Here is a 16633-nt window from a genome sequence, read left to right on the forward strand (position 1 = left end):
GCAGAAAGATCCTCATGACATTCCGTCCTCTCCACGACCGCGTCGTCATACGGCGCGCGAAAGGTGACCTAATATCCAAGGGCGGGATCATCATTCCCGACACCGCCAAGGAAAAGCCGCAGGAAGGCGAAGTGATCGCCGTTGGGCCGGGCTTGCGCGACGAAAATGGGCGGCTGACGGCGCCCGACGCGGAGACCGGCGATCTGATCGTATTGGGAAAGTGGACGGGAACCGAGATCGGGATCGATGGCGAAGATCTCCTGATCATGAAGGAGTGCGACATCATGGACATCGTCGAAAAGACCGAGGCGACCGCCGACACGACCGCCTGATCCGCCGAATTCCGACCCCGACTCTCAAGACCGAACTGGACCACAGACAATGTCTGCCAAGCAAATCATCTTCTCCACCGACGCACGCGATCGTCTTCTTCGCGGGGTCGAGGTGCTCAACAATGCCGTCAAGGTAACGTTGGGCCCCAAAGGCCGCAACGTCGTCATCGACAAGTCCTATGGCGCGCCACGCATCACCAAGGACGGCGTCGCGGTCGCCAAGGAAATCGAACTTGCGGACAAGTTCGAGAACATGGGCGCACAGATGGTGCGCGAAGTGGCATCCAAGACCAACGATCTTGCGGGCGACGGCACCACAACCGCGACGGTGCTCGCGGCCTCCATCTTTCGCGAAGGCGCCAAACTTGTTGCGGCCGGGATGAACCCCATGGATTTGAGGCGCGGCATCGATCTTGGCGTTGCGGCCGTACTCGCGGAAATCAAAGCGCGCGCCACGAAGGTTAGCTCATCGAGCGAGATCGCCCAGGTCGGCACAATCGCCGCCAATGGCGATGCGACGGTGGGCAAAATGATCGCTGATGCGATGGAAAAGGTTGGCAACGAAGGTGTGATCACAGTCGAGGAGGCCAGGACGGCCGATACTGAACTCGATGTCGTCGAGGGCATGCAGTTCGACCGGGGCTATCTCTCGCCTTACTTCGTAACCAATGCCGAAAAAATGCGCGTGGAGCTGGAGGACCCATATATCCTTGTCTATGAGAAGAAGCTCGGCAATCTGCAGGCAATGCTGCCCATCCTCGAAGCCGTGGTGCAGAGCGGCAAGTCGCTGCTTATTATTTCCGAGGATGTCGAAGGCGAAGCTCTGGCCACGTTGGTCGTCAATAAGTTGCGGGGCGGATTGAAGGTCGCTGCCGTCAAGGCCCCGGGCTTCGGCGATCGCCGCAAGGCCATGCTGGAGGACATCGCCATTCTGACGGCCGGCCAGATGATCTCCGAGGATCTCGGCATCAAGCTGGAAAATGTCACGCTGGATATGCTCGGGCGCACCAAGCGGGCACTGATCGAAAAGGATACCACCACGATCATAGACGGCGCAGGTGCAAAATCTGAGATCGCTCGACGCATCAGCCAGATTAAGGCGCAGATCGAGGAAACCACCTCCGACTACGACAAGGAAAAACTGCAAGAGCGCCTTGCAAAACTCGCCGGCGGCGTTGCGGTGATCCGCGTCGGCGGCTCGACCGAAATTGAAGTCAAGGAGAAAAAGGACCGCATTGACGATGCCCTGAACGCCACCCGTGCGGCGGTCGAGGAGGGTATCGTGCCGGGCGGAGGCGTCGCCCTGTTGCGCGCCAAGTCGGTCCTTGCGGGGCTAACTGCAGAAAACGCCGACGTGACAGCGGGGATTTCGGTCGTGCTGAGGGCGCTGGAAGCCCCGATCCGGCAGATCGCCGATAATGCCGGTGTCGAGGGCTCTATCGTTATTGGCAAACTCGCCGACAGCACGGATTACAACCAGGGGTTCGACGCACAGACGGAGACCTACGTCGATATGATCAAGGCTGGCATTGTCGATCCTGCCAAGGTCGTGCGGACCGCTTTGCAAGACGCCGGCTCGATCGCAGCACTTCTGATCACCGCCGAAGCGGTGATTGCCGATATTCCCGAAAGAGAATCTGCGCTGCCGGCCGGAAGCGCCGACATGAGTAGCATGGGATACTGAGGACAGTGCCTGAACCGCTCGGCCAGGACGGCCGCAGCGGTGAACCAAACAACATTGGCAAGGAGAATTCCAATGGTAATGCCGAGCAGCAGCAAAACATCGATTTCCCAACGTTTCGACAGCTATCAGCCATCGAAGACGATCCTCGTATGGGCTTGTGTCGTCACTGCAGTCGCCACGATCATCGTCGGATTTAACTGGGGGGGCTGGGTGACGGGCAGCACTTCCCTCAAAGCGGCGACGACTGCGGGCGAAACAGCACGTGGAGAACTTGCATCGGCCATATGCGTTGACCGGTTCAACAGTGCGACGGATGCCGCCGCAAAACGAATTGAATTTAAGGCTCTTCCAGACAGCTATAAGAAGCGCCAGTTCATCGAAGCCGGCGGATGGGCAACCATGCCAGGACAAACCTCAGCTGACAGCAAGATCGCCGAAGGCTGCAGCACCGCGCTCTCCGCCTGAAACCTCCTGCCTGAGACTCGCTTGGCGCCCCGATTCAGGGTGCTTCCTCTATCCGCCAACAACAACAGCATATGAAGCGTGATCCGTTTCGAAAAAAAGAAGCCTCCGCCGCTCGCCGAAGGAGATTCACCGATGGAGGCTTCTGGGTTACCTGTCTGCTTCCAAGGTTTGAGATCGTGATCGCCCTACGGTTTAAAGGATGCCGCGCGTCGACGTGCTCGATTGTCATGGAGGCCTCCTGAAACCTACCGCTTGGCTCGGGGTGACCCCGAGAAGGCACGTCATTTGCGGATGTTCCGCTTACGCGCATCATCGCTGAGAGCCGCGCAACTCGTCGGTGTGCGGATGCCCAGTGGAGGCGCTGGCCACCAGTTCCATGCCGCTTGCAAAACAACGACAATTCGATGCCCGCGGGATCTGAACCTGCGGTGGCCCTCCAAGCTAGCGCCTATGGGAGCTAACGGCGCCGTCTCACCATGGTAGCCTCCACAGCACTCAAACCGGAGGAAAGCGCCTTCAGGCCGTCTTCGCCAAGAAGGGACGCTACTTCCGCCGAATAGTTAACGGCGAGCATCGTCAGTTCGCGATAGGCAGTGCTTCCGGCAGCCGTCAACTCAAGATATTCGACGCGGCGGTCGTCCTGGTGCTGCGTTCGCTTCAGCCAGCGGCGTCTCTCAAGTGAAAAAACCGCCCGGCTGACCTTGGTCTTGTGCATCGTCGAATGGACGCCGACCTCCTTTGCCGTCATACGCCCTGAACTCCCAAGCGCTGCCAGCGTGCGCCACTCCGGCCGCGTCAGGCCATATTTGGCCTTGTAGGCGGCGGCAAAGCGCAGGGCGATGAATTCCGCGGCGCGATTGAGGCGAAACGGCAGGAACTGCTCGAGATCGAAATCGCCGGTGTCCATGGCTTCCTTGATAGTTACAAAATCGACAGTTACGTTTGTAACTATATCTGCAGAGGAGGTGCAAGCGATGCTGGACAAGACGAGGAGCACGGCTGCCGATGCCGTCGTCAACAATCCGAAATACATGCCGGGTTTCGGCAATGATTTCGAGACGGAGTCCCTGCCCGGTGCGCTGCCACAGGGCCAGAACAGTCCGCAGAAATGCAATTACGGGCTCTATGCCGAGCAATTGTCAGGCTCGCCTTTTACCGCGCCCCGCGGCACCAACGAACGCTCCTGGCTCTACCGCATTCGCCCGAGTGTGCGCCACACGGGCCGCTTTTCCGACGCCAGTTATCCCTTCTGGAAATCAGCGCCCTGTCTCGATGATCATTCGCTGCCGCTCGGCCAGTTGCGCTGGAACCCGATCCCGGCGCCGGCGGACGAACTCAACTTCCTCGCCGGCATCCGCACGATGACAGCGGCCGGCGATGTCATGACCCAGACCGGCATGGCGGCCCATGCCTATGTCTTCAATGCCGACATGGTTGATGACTACTTCTTCAACGCCGATGGAGAATTGCTGGTCGTGCCGCAGCTTGGCGCCATTTGTGTGTTTACCGAGATGGGCATCATCGACGTCGAGCCTTTGGAGATCTGCCTTATTCCTCGTGGAATGATCTTCAAGGTAGCGCGCCTCGGCGAGGGTCCCGAGTGGCGTGGCTATATTTGCGAGAACTATGGCGCCAAGTTCACGCTGCCGGATCGCGGACCGATCGGCGCCAATTGCCTTGCCAACCCGCGCGACTTCAAGACGCCGGCGGCCGCCTACGAAGACAAGGAAATCCCGTGCCGTCTCCACGTCAAATGGTGCGGCAAGTTCTATGCGACAGGAATCGGCCATTCGCCACTCGACGTGGTCGCCTGGCACGGCAACTATGCGCCGTTCAAGTATGATCTGCGCACTTTCGCGCCCGTCGGCGCAATCCTCTTCGATCATCCGGATCCATCGATCTTCACCGTGCTGACGGCGCCTTCGGGCGAAGAGGGAACGGCCAATGTCGATTTCGTCATCTTTCCACCACGATGGCTGGTGGCAGAACATACATTTCGTCCGCCCTGGTACCACCGTAACATTATGAGCGAGTTCATGGGGCTCATCCATGGTCAATACGATGCCAAGGCGGAGGGGTTCGTGCCGGGCGGGATGAGCCTGCACAACATGATGCTGCCGCATGGGCCAGACTCCATGGGCTTCGAAACGGCATCCAGCGTCGATCTGCAACCCGTGAAGCTCGACCACACGATGGCCTTCATGTTCGAGACCCGCTATCCGCAGCAACTGACACGATACGCAGCCGAGCTTGAGACGCTGCAGGATAACTATCTCGAATGCTGGGACGGTCTGGAGCGCAAATTCGACGGAACGCCCGGCATCAAGTGAAGCCGTTTACCGGCTATTCAAGAAACGGAACTCAAACGCATGAAGCTTGCAACGCTCAAGGACTCCACCCGTGATGGCCGCCTGGTCGTCGTCTCCAAAGACCTCAGCCGATGCTCCGATGTGGGCCATATCGCCCGCACGCTTCAGGCCGCGCTCGACGACTGGGCACACGCCGAGCCACGCCTAGCGGCAGTTGCGGAGGGTCTGGAAACCGGCGCGCAGCCAGCCATGCGATTTCACGAGCACGATGCCGCATCGCCGCTGCCGCGCGCTTATCAATGGGCGGATGGTTCAGCTTACGTCAACCACGTCGAGCTGGTTCGCAAGGCGCGCAACGCCGAGATGCCGGCAACCTTCTGGACCGAGCCTTTGATGTATCAAGGTGGCTCTGACAGCTTTCTTGGGCCGCGCGACGCCATTCTGGTGGCGGACGAATCCTATGGTATCGACATGGAAGCGGAGATCGCTGTCATCGTCGATGACGTGCCAATGGGCTCCACGATCGACGAAGCGCGTTGCGCCATCCGGCTCGTCATGCTCGTCAACGATGTTTCCCTGCGCGGATTGATCCCGGCAGAACTTGCAAAAGGTTTTGGATTCTTCCAGTCAAAACCGTCCTCTGCATTCTCACCAATTGCGGTGACGATAGACGAGCTTGGTGATGCCTGGGATGGCGGCAAACTGCATCTGCCGCTCCTTGTCGACCTCAACGGCCAGCCCTTCGGGCGCGCTAATGCCGGGATCGACATGACATTCGATTTCGGTGAGCTCATCGCCCACGCTGCCAAGACCCGACCGCTCGGCGCCGGCACCATCATCGGCTCCGGGACGGTCTCCAATAAGCTGGACGACGGGCCGGGCAAACCGATCTCCCAAGGCGGCGCCGGCTATTCCTGCATCGCTGAGATCCGCATGATCGAAACGATCGGGACCGGCGCGGCCGCAACACCCTTCATGAGGTTCGGCGATACTGTCCGCATCGAGATGAAGGACGTGCATGGGCGCTCGATCTTCGGAGCCATCGAGCAGGTCGTTGCGAGATACGAAAGGCAGTGAGGTCAGACATGGCGAGCGATGTCGTTCTTTTCGACTACTGGCGCTCTTCGGCAAGCTATCGCGTCCGGATCGCACTCAACATGCTGGCAATCCCTTATCGGTCGGTTCCCGTCGATCTCCTGGCAAGCCAACACAAGCAGGCGCCTCATCTTGCGCGAAATCCCCAGGGCCTGGTGCCTGTGCTTGCCATCGACGGCGAGATGCTGACTCAGTCGCTCGCCATCATCGAGTATCTTTCGGAAACGCGGCCGAACGCAGGCCTGCTGCCCTCGGATGCTTTGGGTCGCCAGCGCGTTAGGGCCCTTTCATATGCCATCGCAATGGACATTCATCCTATCTGCAATCTGAGCGTCGTTTCCCACGTCATGCAGCAATCGGGCGATCCGCACGCTGCCCGGCTGGCATGGATGGGCAAATTCATCCGCGAGGGTCTTGACGCCTTCGAGCGTATGTTGAGGGCGCCGGAGGCTGGTGAGTTCTGCCATGCAGATCAGCCCACCATGGCTGACCTTTGCCTCGTGCCGCAGATCTACAATGCCCGGCGATGGAACGTCGATCTTTCCGCCTACCCGCGCGCGGCGGCCATCGCAGAAAAATGCGAAAGGCTGCCTGCTTTTGCTGCGGCTCATCCCGATCGGGCGGCGGGCCCGAACTCTCCGGCCGAATAGACAAAGCACTTATTCATTCTTGAATACCAGGCACACGCCGCCGCGCTTGCGCACCTCGGTGCAGACCTGATTTGCCTCCGTCCTCGTTTGGCGCGCAACGCGAGCGACATAGCGCGGCCGATAACCGAAGCTGCGGTCACGCTGGCGTAAAATTAGCGGTTTTTCGGCGTTCAGAGGCGCCGGCAACTTGTAAACGTCTTCCAGAAAAAGACTGCGCGCTTCCGCAGGATCGAAGTGCGCGGAGAGTTGCGCGCCCCAGGGCGCCCACTCGCCTTCGGGCTGCCAAGGTGCATTCTTTAAACGGCGGCTTTCGGCAAGAGCAGTACAAGCCTCCAGGAACGTCTTGTCCTTATCGAGTTCCAGTGCTGCTTTGTCGGGCGGGCTGTTCTTCCATTCTTCAACGCTGTGTGCGGTTATCGCCGTGACATAGCTTCGTGTTTCGAAAGGCAACGTGCCATGTTCGAGGAATGACGAAAGGCCGTTTTCGCCGGCATTATAGGCTGCTGCCGCAAGCCCCAAATTGCCGAAACGGTTACGCAAATCGTTAAGATAGGACGCCGATGCCTGCAGCGCGCTGAGCGCATCATAGCTGTTTTCCAGGCCGCGCAATTTGGCAGTGTCCGGCATGAATTGCGCAATCCCTTCAGCGCCTTTCGGACTGAGCGCATCGGGGCGAAAACGGCTTTCTCGCCAGATGAGCCGTGCAAAATAATCAGGAGGAAGTCGGTTAGCGCGCGCAAGATGATCGATGGCCGTGCAAATGTCGGCGCTGAAGCTTTCCTTTCTGACGCAAAGGGCCGGCCCGCCTGCCGAAGCCTCTAGAGAATAAAGACATGTCGGCGGCGCGGCACTCCACTCGGGCTGGGAATGTGCAAGGTGGCTGCCAAAAACAGTGGCAATGAACGCGCCTGCGATCGGCGCAAGTCTTTCGGCTGCCTTCCCTATGGAGCGCCTCATCGGTGCCCTCTCCCCCTACTCCATCGGATCGTCGGGGCGAGACTATCACAAAATTGCGTGCAAGCCGCCTATCGCAGACGCTCGTGCAACTGCGAGATCACGCCAACGTCGGCATTGGCGAAGGCAAGCCGGAGATAATCCTCCTGGCCCTCGCCGAAATAGCTTCCGGGGATACAGATCACTCCAGCTTCCTTCGCCAGCTTTTCCGCCACTTCGGCGGAAGGTGTGTTGCCGTAAGGATGCCGGATGAAGGCAAAGTAGGCGCCGACGGCGGCGATCGACCAGCCGTCCGTTGCTGCCATGACCGCTTTCAGCGCATCGGCGCGGCGGGAGATTTCCAGCCGATTTGCCACGCGCCATTCCGCCAGAATTGGAAGCGCTGCCGCCACGGCGACCTGAGCCGCCCGCGGGGCGCAGATCTGCATGTTGTCCATGATCTTAGTGATCTCGCCGACGATGCGCGGACCTGCTGTGATCGCCCCCAATCGATGTCCCGGAATACAGAAGGATTTGGAGAAACTGTAGAGGAGAACGAGCGTCTCTTCCCAGCCCTTGATGGAGAGCAGGTCGTGCGGCGCTCCGGCATCGGTCGGCAGAAAGTCCCGATAGGTTTCGTCCAGGATCAGCCACGCTCCATATTTTTGGCAGAGCTGAAAGAGTTCGCGAAGCAGCCCCGGCGGGTAGACAGCACCGGTCGGATTGTTCGGCGAAACGACCGCAAGGCCACGCACTCCCGACAACAGGGCCTTTTCTGCCGAGACCAGGCTCGGCAGAAAGCCTTTTGCGGCATCACAATCTACGAGAACACGTCCGATCCCCAGCATCGAAAGCGTGGTTTCGTGGTTGAAATAGAAGGGATTGGTGAGCCCCATCGTCTCGCCCGACTTGGCAAGCGCGATGGTGCTGCACATGAAGGCCTGGTTGCAACCGGAGGTAATATGGATGTTGGCGGCGGAAACGCTCGCGCCATAGACCGCCGACACATGTGTCGCATAAGCCTTTCTGAGCACCTCCTCCCCCTCGATCGCCCCATAGCTGGTCATGGCCGGAGAGGCGGCCGCCTCGCCGAGGAGCCGCAGCATCTCGGGATGCGCCGGATAGCCGGGTACAGCTTGGGACAGATCAATCAGCGGCCCTTTGGCACCATCATAGTCACCCGCCCAGGCAAGTACGGAGGGGATGGGCGGCGGCGACAAACGGGCGACCAGCGGATTTGGGTGAGCAAGCGGCATTCCAGGGCTTTCCTTGAGAGATCGATCAGGATTTCAAACGTCGCTTGACGGGCCGTTGTGCCGCAGCGCGCGCGCGGGAGACAGGGGTGAAGCTTTCAGCCGCCCCCGCCAAGGCGTCAACGCGTCCGCGCCCGCGGATCGCACGCCGGGCGGACGCCTGCGGTTCTGCTCCGCGGTCGCTTTCGAGCGCTGAGAAGAACCAGTCGACAAAGACCTTGACGATCGGCGCGGAGCGCACTTCGTTTCGGCAGGCGACATAAAAGGCATCATTGGCCGGAACGGAGAGATCGAAGGGCACGACGAGTTCGCCTTGGGCAATCAGGCTACCGGCGGTAATCGTATCGCCGAGTGCGACCCCCTGCCCGCTCAAGGCCGCCTCCGTCGAAAGCCGCGCATCGCTCATGAAGTGCTGCCTGCCCCGCGGCATGTCCAGCGCGTCAGCTGCCGCCAGCCACGTGTTCCATTCGCGTCCATCGTCGCCGTGAAGCAGAACATGGTCGCGCAGATCGCGCACCGAACGCACTGCCCGGCTATTCATCAGGGTTGGGCTGACGACCGGAAAAAGCTGCAGGTTGCTCCAAAGACGCGCCCAGCAGTCCAGCCAGGTCCCATCACCATAGAGAATACAGACATCGATATCCGGCGAGTAAAGCAGCTCAGGATCATTGGAGGCGACGAGCGTCAGGCTGATATCGGGAAACTGTTCGCTGAACTGGTGCATGCGCGGGATCAGCCAGAAGGACAGCAAAGCCGGAACGCATGAAATTCTAAGGCTCCCGCTTGTCGACGGACGGGTCACCAGGGCCGTTGCCGCCGCAATGTTCTCGAATGCATGTGTCAGAGCCGGCAACAGCAGGGCAGCCTGCGGCGTAAGCTTCAGCCGTTTGCCATTGCGCTCAAATAGCGGCGTGCCGAAGACCGCCTCCAGCGCCTTGATCTGATGGCTGACGGCACCATGCGTAACATTGAGCTCGCGCGCAGCCGCCGAGACCGAGCCCCGGCGGGCAGCTGCCTCGAAAGCACGCAGAGAATTCAGAGGCGGCAGTCGATTGAACATGGCAATCTGTATGTGAGTAAATCTCACGCTTACTGCTATAACAATGTGAGTTGCATTTCCAACCTTTTTGTTGGGTAATGCAGAAAAAGCAAGAACGACGAGGGGAATGACGTGACGCCGCAGCAAGGTTCCGCTTCCCCGCCGTTAAAGACAAGAGGTGAACCGGAATGGCCTGGAATCAGACGAAGCTCGAAGAACTGCGCGCAAAATTTGCCGACAGCCACGGCGGCGAGATATTCGATCCCGACTTTCGCAAGGTAGCCGACAAGATCTTTTCAAAAAGCGGCACGCGCCTTGCGCCCTATGCCGGCGTTCCGACATTCCTCAGCGCACCCTATATGCAGGTTGCCGCCGACGAGCCGGATTTCGGCAATCTGCAGGTTGCAATCACCGGCGTTCCGATGGATCTCGGCGTCACCAACCGTCCGGGATCGCGCTTCGGACCGCGGGCACTGCGCGCAATCGAGCGCATTGGTCCTTATAACCATGTGCTGGGTACGGCGCCGCTGTTTGATTTGCGCGTAGCCGATATCGGCGACGTCCCCTTCCAGAGCCGTTACCGACTGGAGCTCAGCCATGACGACATCGAAAAACGCATCGGCCAGATGGTCGATGCAGGCGTGGCACCGCTTTGCGTCGGCGGCGATCACTCGATGACTCACCCGATCCTCAAGGCAGTCGGCAAGAAGCAGCCGGTCGGCATGATCCACATCGATGCGCATTGTGATACCGGCGGTGCCTTCGACCAGACAAAATTCCACCACGGCGGTCCATTCCGCAATGCCGTTCTCGACGGCGTGCTCGATCCGACACGCACGGTGCAGATCGGCATCCGCGGTTCGGCAGAATATCTCTGGGAGTTTTCCTACGAATCCGGAATGACCGTGATCCACGCCGAGGAGGTGACTGGCATGGGCATGTCCGCGATCATCGAGAGAGCAAAGGAAATCGTCGGCGACGCGCCGACCTATCTTTCCTTCGATGTCGACAGCCTCGATCCGAGCTTTGCGCCCGGCACCGGCACGCCGGAAGTCGGCGGCTTGACGACGCGGGAAGTTCTGCAATTGATCCGCGGCCTGAAAGGGATCAATCTTGTCGGCGGAGATGTTGTCGAGGTGGCCCCGCAATATGACGCGACGACGAATACCGCCCATGCCGGCGCCCAGGTCTTGTTCGAAATCCTGAGCCTGATGGTCTTTAGCCCGTCCATCGGCAGCAAGGCCGGCTAAAAATCGGCAACGACCGGAAACTGCAACATGACAGACCAAACAAAAGAGGGAACAAAGCCATGAAAACCATTCTCGACAAGGCGGTCAGCCGCCGAAACCTGCTGGCAACCGGCCTCGCCGCCACCAGCATGCTCGCCATGCCCTCCATTCTGCGCGCGCAGGACAAGTCGCTGAAAGTCGGCGTCTATGGCGGCTACTTCAAGGATTCATTCGACAAGAACGTCTTCCCGGAATTCACCAAGGCAACCGGCATTACCGTCGAATCGGTTGCCGAACCCACGGGCGAGGCCTGGCTGGTGCAGCTGGAACAGGCTGCCAAGGCCGGCCAGGCGCCTGCCGACCTTTCGATGATGTCGCAGGTCGCAATGCTCAAGGGCCAGGCGACCGAGCTGTGGACGCCGATCGACACAGCAAAGCTCAAGAACGCCTCCGGCCTCATCGACCGCTTCGTCAACAAATATCCGGATGGCCGTGTTGCCGGCGTCGGGGCCGTTGCGTGGTACATCACGCTCGTCACCAATACCGATGTCTTTAAGGAAGCGCCGACCTCCTGGAATGCCCTTTGGGACCCGGCAAATGCCGACAAACTCGGCTTGCTTGCCCTTGTATCCAACTCGTTCCTGCTGGAAGTGACGGCCAAGACGCATTTCGGCGGCACGAACGCACTCGATACCGAAGAGGGTCTTCTGAAGGCGTTCGGAAAGCTCGCCGAGGTGAAGCCGAATGTCCGCCTGTGGTATCGCGACGAGGCACAGTTCGAGCAGGCGCTGAAGTCCGGTGAGATCCCGATGGGACAGTATTATCACGACGTCACCGGCCTTGCGGCCGCCGACGGTTTCCCGGTCCGCTCAACTTTCCCCAAGGAAGGCGGCATCCAGGATTCCGGCTGCTGGGCGTTGTCGCGTGCCTCCAAGAAGGCGGAAGAGGCACATATCTTCATCGACTACATGTGCCAGCCGGCCATCCAGGCACTGATGTCGCGCAAGGTAGGCACCGCGCCAACGATCAAGCGCGAGTTGCTTGACCTGACCGACAAGGAGTTTGCAGCCGTCGCCTCCGACATCGAGCCGATTACGCCGCGCTACGATCTTTATCAGACCAAATCCGATTGGCTGAACCAGAAGTGGACGGAACTCATCGTCGGTTGAGTTTTCGAGACTGAACGCCCCATGACAATGCATGCGCCTTGCGCCTTTGACGGCCAAGGCTCATGCGGGGGCAGTCGTCCTATGCACGTGGCCCATGCGGGGGATTTATGTCCGGACTGACACTCAACAATATCACCAAACAATTCGGCGCCTTCACCGCCGTCGACAATGTGCAGCTCAACGTTCCGCATGGCACGTTCGTCTGCCTGCTCGGACCCTCCGGCTGCGGCAAGACAACGCTGCTGCGCATGATAGCCGGTCTCGACATGCCGACGAGCGGCGCCATTGTGCTCGACGGCAACGACATTACGGCCGTCCCGACACACAAGCGCGACCTGGGGATGGTGTTTCAGTCCCTCGCGCTTTTCCCTCACCTGACCGTCGGCGAAAACATCGCTTATCCGCTGCGAATCCGTGGCACGGCCAAGGAAGCCCAGAAGAAGCGTGTCGATGAGCTGCTGTCGCTGATCCATTTGCCCGGCTATGCAGACCGGCCGGTGAGCAAGCTTTCCGGCGGCCAGCGCCAGCGTGTCGCAATTGCCCGTGCACTGACGATTTCGCCGAAGCTCTTCCTGCTCGACGAACCCCTGTCGGCCCTCGATGCAAAACTACGCGAGGCGATGCAGGTGGAACTCCGGCAACTGCAGCAGACGCTTGGCATCACGACAATCGTCGTGACCCACGACCAGCGCGAAGCAATGACGATGGCAGATACCGTCGTCGTCATGAACAGTGGCGAACTGCGCCAGGCAGCAAGCCCGATCGAGATCTACCGCCGTCCCGCCGACCGCTTCGTCGCCGATTTCATCGGCTCGACCAACCTGCTCACGACAGAAGCTGACAGCGCCGGCCGCGCAACGGTCTTCGGCAAGGTCATCGAAGGCGTTCTGCTTCCTCCCGGCCTTAACAGGGCAACGATCTCGGTGCGGCCGGAGGACGTGCATCTGACAGCGCCAGGCGGCGGCACTATCGCTGGCAAGGTAACCTTCATTCGCGATCTCGGCGGCACGATCGAGACCTTCCTCGATTTATCCGGAACACAGGTCGTCGCCGTTTCGACACCACGCGAAAGGCCGGCCGTCACCGTGGGCCAGGAGGTCGGCGTCAAGCTCTCGCCGGAAGTCTGCGTGGTACTGCAGAAATGAGGCGTGAACCACCGCAAAAAATTGCCGATTACTGGCCGCTTGCCTTCCCGGCCGGAATGCTGACGGTCTTCTTCGTCATTCCTTTCGCAACGATGATTGCCGTCAGCTTTTTCCAGCGACAGCAGGGCGGCTTTTACACGCCGGCCTTCGTATTCGACAATTACGCCCGCTTCGTCAGTCTGTTTTTCGGCAGGGTGCTGGGCTTTTCGCTGATGCTTGCAATCGCCGTCGCGATCTGCTGCATCGTGCTTGGCATTCCATTCACCTATCTGCTGACGCGCATGGGACGCAAAGCTCAGGTGATTTGGCTGGTGGCGATGCTGGCGATCCTTTCGCTCTCCGAAGTCATCATCGGCTTTGCGTGGTCGACGTTGTTCTCACGCACCGCCGGCATCACCAATCTGCTTGTCATGGCAGGCCTCATGCAGCAGCCCGTGGCTCTGACGCCGAGCTTCGGCGCAGTGCTGGCCGGCATGGTCTATCAGGCCCTGCCTTACACGATCCTGATCCTCTATCCCGCCCTCGTTCGGCTTGACCCAACCTTGACGGAAGCGGCGCGCACGCTCGGCGCATCGCCGGTCAAGGCATTTTTCACGGTCGTCCTACCGACATTGCGCAACACCATTATCGCAACGCTCATCATGGTCTTCATTTTTGCGCTCGGCTCCTATCTGCTGCCACAGATTCTCGGCCGTCCGTCGCACTGGACCTTGTCTGTGCTGATCACCGATCAGGCCGTCTATCAGTCGAACATGCCCTTCGCCGCCGCAATGGCCGTCTTTCTGGTGCTGGTGACGCTTGCCATGGTCGGGCTGACGGTGCTGATCGGCCGGAAGGGAGATGCGGCATGAACACGCTGCTGCGCCGTCTTTATTTTTCGCTCATCGGACTTTTCCTGGCGGCACCCATGATCGTCGTTGCCGGGGTCTCGGTAAATGCGAAACAGAGCCTCACCTTCCCGCCCCAGGGCTTTTCGCTTGGCTGGTACGGTGAGGTATTCACCAATCCGGAATGGCGCAACGCGCTTTTTGCGTCGCTCACGCTTGCGGTTCTGTCCGCAGCACTTGCAGTACTCATCGCTTTGCCGCTTGCCTGGTTCTTGTGGCGGAGAATTGCGCCATGGGCGAACATCTTCCAGCTTTTGGGCATCGCGCCTTTCACCCTGCCACCCGTCATTACCGCACTCGGCCTTTTGACTTTCTGGGCGACGACCGGCTTTTACGGCGCACCGTGGACCGCTGTGATCAGCCACGCGATCTTCTTCGTCACATTGCCACTGGTGACGCTGTCTCTCGGCTTCACCGCAATCGATCGCTCCTTCGTCGAAGCGGCGGCGACGATGGGGGCGAATGAGAGGACGATATTTACGACGGTCGTCTTGCCGCTGATCCGGCCCTACCTGATTTCGGGTTACGCCTTTGCGTTTGTGCTTTCGCTGAACGAATACATCGTCGCCTACATGACTGTCGGCTTTACCATGGAAACCTTGCCGATCAAGATCTTCAACGCGTTGCGCTATGGCTATACGCCGACCATGGCTTCGGTGACGGTCCTCTTTGTCGCAATCGCAGCGCTCGTCTTCAGCGTCATCGCGCGCTTCGGCGATCTTCCGAAGTTGCTGGGTGCGATGGCGGCGGAAAAATGAATGACAATAACCGCCCCCGATTTCATCGCATCGTCAAGCGGCCATCAGCGGCATATTGGCTACCGGTACCGTACGAGGCGTCGCCAAAAAGTAGAGCCGCCTCCCCGGCCGATCCGATACGACCGAGGGGCACAGCACATTGCTGAGTAGCTCGTCTTCAAACCGTGCTCGCAAGTCCCTTGCACGGGAACCCCTGCGGGAAATGCCCTGCTTGCCTGCGCAAGGTGATCGTCACTGACACCCGTCACGCAGACGCTACCGGCTTCGGCGGCAATTGTCCTTGCTCCGGCAAGTCCGATGCGCATGTACCTCCGGTGACAACGATGCGCTTGACCGTTAAAAAACGGCCCGTGAGAAGACCGCTTGGCCGGGCTGACTGTCGAAGCAGTGAAAGCGTCAGCGCGCATCTGATGGGCTTGGGCCTGGAACACGAAACTCATCATCGCCGGGCGCAGCCGGTGTTCGTCATGTCTCAGCCGAGATTTTCTCGGATCATCGATCAGGATCAGGACGTCAGGCAGGTACCGATGAGAACGTCGCCCAGTTTTAGGCGACACTCTCCCGGGCGACGCGGTCCGTCGGAGCGAGGCGCGCCATTGCCGCGAGAAGATCGGTCTGCGAGATCAGCCCGATGATCTGCCACGCCTGATCGATCACGACAACGGCGTGTGTTTTCCCGTCCGTCAGGACTGGCAAAAGGCCGAGCGCAGGCGCGTCAGCCGAAGTTGTCGCCGATGGCGCCATAAGAGCCTCAACCGGGCCGGCCGCAAAAGCGAGTTCTCGAAGTCCGACGCTGCCTACGAGCTTGCCGTCAGGCAGTTTGACCGGCAGTGTGCGGACATTGTGTCGGATCAGCAGCGCATGCGCCACCTCAACAGTGGTGTCGGGGCTGACTGCAATGACATCACGCGACATGATGTCTGCGCATTTCAGGTCCTTGTTGGACCGAACCGTCGCTTGAATTTCGACTTCTCGCAAAAGCCGGCTCAGATCTGCACGATCGATGTCGAACGTTTCCTTCAGCACCTGGAGCGCCGCATCGACGTCCTCCTCACGAAATCCGACCCGCAGGTTTGCGGGCGGATCCTTCGTATGATGCGTGTTGGTCGCGCTGACGACAACATGCGGATAATTGTGCCGGGACAGCTTGTGAAACAGAAGCCCAAGTGCCACCAGGATGCACGAATTCAAGCCCACCGGCACGAACGGGAAGAGCAAACCCCAACTTGCGACGGGCGCACCGCCGAGGACAGCGGTCAAGGCCGCCGCTCCGCCGGGCGGATGCAGGCAGCGGGTGAACGACATCGCCGCAATCGCAAGCGAAACGCCCACGCCAATTGCGATGATTGGGTCATGAATTAGATTTGCGGCAATAACCCCCATGAAAGCAGAAATCGTGTTTCCACCGATAATCGGCCAAGGCTGCGCCAATGGGCTTGACGGAACAGCAAAGAGCAGCACAGCCGAAGCCCCCATCGGCGCGACAATCAGCGGAAGGTGAGGACCCTCGCCGAGGAGGCCGCCGCAAATGAGGCCCGTCAGGGCGATGCATGCAAGCGCACCCACACATGAAACCAGTCGCTCGCGAAGTGTCGCACCGGCAAGGATGGGGGCAAACAGACGAAAACGCCAGCCGGACAAGGCTTCACGATGTGGGAAACGCATAGATCACCTGTGGATTTGTC

16 protein-coding genes are annotated in these 16633 nt (G+C 59.8%); 11 read left to right on the forward strand and 5 right to left on the reverse strand.

Going from position 1 to position 16633, the window contains the following annotated elements; translation table 11 throughout:
- Nucleotides 1-14 precede the first annotated feature (14 nt).
- From A3C3_RS0121805 to A3C3_RS0121815, 3 genes are all read left to right on the forward strand, one after another.
- Nucleotides 15-332: a co-chaperone GroES gene (locus tag A3C3_RS0121805; RefSeq protein WP_022716709.1), complete on the forward strand. Its 318-nt coding sequence runs from the start codon at nucleotides 15-17 to the stop codon at nucleotides 330-332.
- Between the two features lie 49 nt (nucleotides 333-381).
- A complete protein-coding gene (gene groL / locus A3C3_RS0121810) occupies nucleotides 382-2016 on the forward strand; it encodes a chaperonin GroEL (protein ID WP_022716710.1) in 1635 nt (544 codons plus the stop codon).
- Nucleotides 2017-2088: 72 nt separating this feature from the next.
- Nucleotides 2089-2481 carry a hypothetical protein gene (locus A3C3_RS0121815; protein WP_022716711.1) on the forward strand — a complete coding sequence of 131 codons (393 nt, stop codon included), beginning with the start codon at nucleotides 2089-2091 and terminating at the stop codon, nucleotides 2479-2481.
- A 457-nt stretch (nucleotides 2482-2938) separates the two neighbouring features.
- On the opposite strand, the gene A3C3_RS0121820 is transcribed toward A3C3_RS0121815, so the two are convergent.
- Entirely contained in the window at nucleotides 2939-3388 is a 450-nt protein-coding gene (locus A3C3_RS0121820; protein ID WP_022716712.1) for a MarR family winged helix-turn-helix transcriptional regulator, read from the reverse strand.
- Nucleotides 3389-3455: 67 nt separating this feature from the next.
- Between A3C3_RS0121820 and hmgA the strand changes: the two genes are divergently transcribed.
- The 3 genes from hmgA to maiA are packed head-to-tail and all read left to right on the forward strand — an operon-like array spanning nucleotide 3456 to nucleotide 6535.
- Nucleotides 3456-4811: a homogentisate 1,2-dioxygenase gene (gene hmgA / locus A3C3_RS0121825; RefSeq protein ID WP_022716713.1), complete on the forward strand. Its 1356-nt coding sequence runs from the start codon at nucleotides 3456-3458 to the stop codon at nucleotides 4809-4811.
- A gap of 39 nt (nucleotides 4812-4850) precedes the next feature.
- Entirely contained in the window at nucleotides 4851-5867 is a 1017-nt protein-coding gene (locus A3C3_RS0121830) for a fumarylacetoacetate hydrolase family protein (RefSeq protein ID WP_022716714.1), read from the forward strand.
- A gap of 8 nt (nucleotides 5868-5875) precedes the next feature.
- Nucleotides 5876-6535, forward strand: a complete 660-nt coding sequence (maiA, locus tag A3C3_RS0121835; RefSeq protein WP_022716715.1) for a maleylacetoacetate isomerase — start codon at nucleotides 5876-5878, stop codon at nucleotides 6533-6535.
- Between the two features lie 9 nt (nucleotides 6536-6544).
- On the opposite strand, the gene A3C3_RS0121840 is transcribed toward maiA, so the two are convergent.
- The 3 genes from A3C3_RS0121840 to A3C3_RS0121850 form a co-directional block, all read right to left on the reverse strand.
- Nucleotides 6545-7492, reverse strand: coding sequence for a lytic transglycosylase domain-containing protein (locus tag A3C3_RS0121840; RefSeq protein WP_022716716.1), 948 nt, complete (start codon nucleotides 7490-7492; stop codon nucleotides 6545-6547).
- Between the two features lie 68 nt (nucleotides 7493-7560).
- On the reverse strand, nucleotides 7561-8724 hold the full coding sequence (locus tag A3C3_RS0121845; RefSeq protein WP_022716717.1) for an aminotransferase: 1164 nt from the start codon (nucleotides 8722-8724) through the stop codon (nucleotides 7561-7563).
- 25 nt (nucleotides 8725-8749) lie between these two features.
- Nucleotides 8750-9781, reverse strand: coding sequence for a LysR substrate-binding domain-containing protein (locus A3C3_RS0121850; protein ID WP_022716718.1), 1032 nt, complete (start codon nucleotides 9779-9781; stop codon nucleotides 8750-8752).
- A 167-nt stretch (nucleotides 9782-9948) separates the two neighbouring features.
- Between A3C3_RS0121850 and speB the strand changes: the two genes are divergently transcribed.
- The 5 genes from speB (at nucleotide 9949) to A3C3_RS0121875 (ending at nucleotide 14948) form a co-directional block, all read left to right on the forward strand.
- Nucleotides 9949-11010, forward strand: coding sequence for an agmatinase (gene speB, locus A3C3_RS0121855; RefSeq protein ID WP_022716719.1), 1062 nt, complete (start codon nucleotides 9949-9951; stop codon nucleotides 11008-11010).
- 59 nt (nucleotides 11011-11069) lie between these two features.
- Nucleotides 11070-12158 (forward strand): ABC transporter substrate-binding protein, encoded by a 1089-nt coding sequence (locus tag A3C3_RS0121860; protein WP_022716720.1) that lies wholly within the window; start codon nucleotides 11070-11072, stop codon nucleotides 12156-12158.
- A 107-nt stretch (nucleotides 12159-12265) separates the two neighbouring features.
- On the forward strand, nucleotides 12266-13303 hold the full coding sequence (locus A3C3_RS0121865; protein WP_022716721.1) for an ABC transporter ATP-binding protein: 1038 nt from the start codon (nucleotides 12266-12268) through the stop codon (nucleotides 13301-13303).
- Nucleotides 13300-14154, forward strand: a complete 855-nt coding sequence (locus A3C3_RS0121870) for an ABC transporter permease (RefSeq protein WP_022716722.1) — start codon at nucleotides 13300-13302, stop codon at nucleotides 14152-14154. The genes A3C3_RS0121865 and A3C3_RS0121870 overlap by 4 nt, the downstream gene beginning before the upstream one ends.
- Nucleotides 14151-14948 (forward strand): ABC transporter permease, encoded by a 798-nt coding sequence (locus A3C3_RS0121875; RefSeq protein WP_022716723.1) that lies wholly within the window; start codon nucleotides 14151-14153, stop codon nucleotides 14946-14948. Before A3C3_RS0121870 ends, A3C3_RS0121875 begins: the two co-directional genes overlap by 4 nt.
- Nucleotides 14949-15494: 546 nt before the next feature.
- On the opposite strand, the gene A3C3_RS0121880 is transcribed toward A3C3_RS0121875, so the two are convergent.
- On the reverse strand, nucleotides 15495-16613 hold the full coding sequence (locus A3C3_RS0121880) for an HPP family protein (protein ID WP_028739883.1): 1119 nt from the start codon (nucleotides 16611-16613) through the stop codon (nucleotides 15495-15497).
- Nucleotides 16614-16633 lie beyond the last annotated feature (20 nt).

The sequence above is a fragment of the Rhizobium mongolense USDA 1844 genome (assembly GCF_000419765.1).
GTDB lineage: Bacteria > Pseudomonadota > Alphaproteobacteria > Rhizobiales > Rhizobiaceae > Rhizobium > Rhizobium mongolense.

Bases quoted from the DNA above. Each gene is read 5' to 3' on its own strand.
- A3C3_RS0121815 (WP_022716711.1), top strand. From the start codon at position 2,089: ATGGTAATGCCGAGCAGCAGCAAAACATCGATTTCCCAACGTTTCGAC.
- A3C3_RS0121820 (WP_022716712.1), bottom strand. From the start codon at position 3,388: ATGGACACCGGCGATTTCGATCTCGAGCAGTTCCTGCCGTTTCGCCTC.
- A3C3_RS0121860 (WP_022716720.1), top strand. From the start codon at position 11,070: ATGAAAACCATTCTCGACAAGGCGGTCAGCCGCCGAAACCTGCTGGCA.
- A3C3_RS0121875 (WP_022716723.1), top strand. From the start codon at position 14,151: ATGAACACGCTGCTGCGCCGTCTTTATTTTTCGCTCATCGGACTTTTC.
- A3C3_RS0121845 (WP_022716717.1), bottom strand. From the start codon at position 8,724: ATGCCGCTTGCTCACCCAAATCCGCTGGTCGCCCGTTTGTCGCCGCCG.
- maiA (WP_022716715.1), top strand. From the start codon at position 5,876: ATGGCGAGCGATGTCGTTCTTTTCGACTACTGGCGCTCTTCGGCAAGC.
- A3C3_RS0121850 (WP_022716718.1), bottom strand. From the start codon at position 9,781: ATGTTCAATCGACTGCCGCCTCTGAATTCTCTGCGTGCTTTCGAGGCA.
- A3C3_RS0121830 (WP_022716714.1), top strand. From the start codon at position 4,851: ATGAAGCTTGCAACGCTCAAGGACTCCACCCGTGATGGCCGCCTGGTC.
- groL (WP_022716710.1), top strand. From the start codon at position 382: ATGTCTGCCAAGCAAATCATCTTCTCCACCGACGCACGCGATCGTCTT.
- A3C3_RS0121805 (WP_022716709.1), top strand. From the start codon at position 15: ATGACATTCCGTCCTCTCCACGACCGCGTCGTCATACGGCGCGCGAAA.
- hmgA (WP_022716713.1), top strand. From the start codon at position 3,456: ATGCTGGACAAGACGAGGAGCACGGCTGCCGATGCCGTCGTCAACAAT.
- A3C3_RS0121865 (WP_022716721.1), top strand. From the start codon at position 12,266: ATGTCCGGACTGACACTCAACAATATCACCAAACAATTCGGCGCCTTC.
- A3C3_RS0121840 (WP_022716716.1), bottom strand. From the start codon at position 7,492: ATGAGGCGCTCCATAGGGAAGGCAGCCGAAAGACTTGCGCCGATCGCA.
- A3C3_RS0121880 (WP_028739883.1), bottom strand. From the start codon at position 16,613: ATGCGTTTCCCACATCGTGAAGCCTTGTCCGGCTGGCGTTTTCGTCTG.
- A3C3_RS0121870 (WP_022716722.1), top strand. From the start codon at position 13,300: ATGAGGCGTGAACCACCGCAAAAAATTGCCGATTACTGGCCGCTTGCC.
- speB (WP_022716719.1), top strand. From the start codon at position 9,949: ATGGCCTGGAATCAGACGAAGCTCGAAGAACTGCGCGCAAAATTTGCC.